Annotated in this window: 2 protein-coding genes; both read left to right on the forward strand. The window is 29.2% G+C overall.

What is annotated here, in order from left to right; all coding sequences use genetic code 11:
- Window positions 1-660: TNT domain-containing protein (locus tag AJN70_RS06495; protein ID WP_148128156.1), on the forward strand; the 660-nt coding region annotated here is incomplete at its 5' end.
- A gap of 16 nt (window positions 661-676) precedes the next feature.
- The coding region (locus AJN70_RS06500; RefSeq protein ID WP_070276501.1) for a hypothetical protein at window positions 677-1,245 on the forward strand (569 nt) is incomplete at its 3' end.

The raw sequence follows: 1,245 nt of genomic DNA on the forward strand, positions 1-1,245 counted from the left end.
CAAGCTAGTCCTCTTGCTAAGATTAAGTATGATAGGATAAGATGGCAAGGGATAGGAGATAAACCAAAATCGGCACAAAAAAGCAAAGAAAAAGCAAAAATGCTCTTATATTTACAAAATAATAAAGTAAATGATAAAGAAGTTCATCTTTACAAACATAATGGAATATGGCCAAAAAATACTCCAAAACCTAGAAGTTCTGATTATATTCTTGAAGATGGTAAATTTAAATATCCTGATAATGATGGCTATAAAATTCCACCCAAACCAAGAGAAGTCACTCTAAAAAAAGGGATGAAACTGGACAGATATGGAGATAATTCAGGTAGCTTTGTTTGCCCTTTTAAGGAGAAAAAAGGAGCAATACCTTATGAAAAAAGATCATTGCCTTATGAAGATAATGAAGCCATGCAAAAAACCTATAAAAGATATGAAGTATTAGAAGATATTAATATGGAGAGTATGTTAAGAAAAAAAGATATATGTCAAAATGAAAGCTTAAAAAATAAAATTGAACAATCAATGAAAAAAAACGAATTCCATTCTCCGAAGATAGGAAGAATATCTCCATGCTTTGAACAAGAAGGTGGAGGAACACAGATTAAGCTTCCTATTTCCATAGAAGACTTAATACAATTGGGCTTTATCAAACAAATATAATAATAAAGGATAGAAAATGACAAGAGAACAAGCAGAACTAATTATAAAAGAAGAAAAGTTGATTGATACAGATTGGTATCCTTCTTATAAACATGCAGGAGAATACCATCTTACTATGTGGTTTGATTCTGATAATAATAAATATGAAACTTTCTATGTTGAAGACCAAGGAAGTATTAGACTTAGTTATTCTTTTGATAATGAAAAAGAAGCAATTGATAAAATGCTACAAGAAAATTATCGGCATAAATGCTACAATAGGAAAGATATTAAAGAAAATATCACAAAAGAAGCAACATTAAGAATTATTAAAGAAGAAAAGTTAGAAGTGATTTGGTATGATGAAGCACTTAAACCTTTATGCGCAGGTATTAAACATGATAAACAAAGAGATAAATATATTTCTTTTATCACTAATGCTAAAGCAGAGCTTATAGAATGGAAAAGTATTGAGTTTGATGGGGAAGTTGTTGTATTTTTAGAAAAATACAATTACACTTCTACCTATAATGATGAATTTATAGCCCTTTATGCTCTTATCAATCGTGCTAGAATGATTAAGCAAAATAGAATTAGCTTTGTGTA

The sequence above is a fragment of the Campylobacter sp. BCW_4341 genome (genome assembly GCF_001764255.1).
GTDB classification, from domain to species: domain Bacteria; phylum Campylobacterota; class Campylobacteria; order Campylobacterales; family Campylobacteraceae; genus Campylobacter_D; species Campylobacter_D jejuni.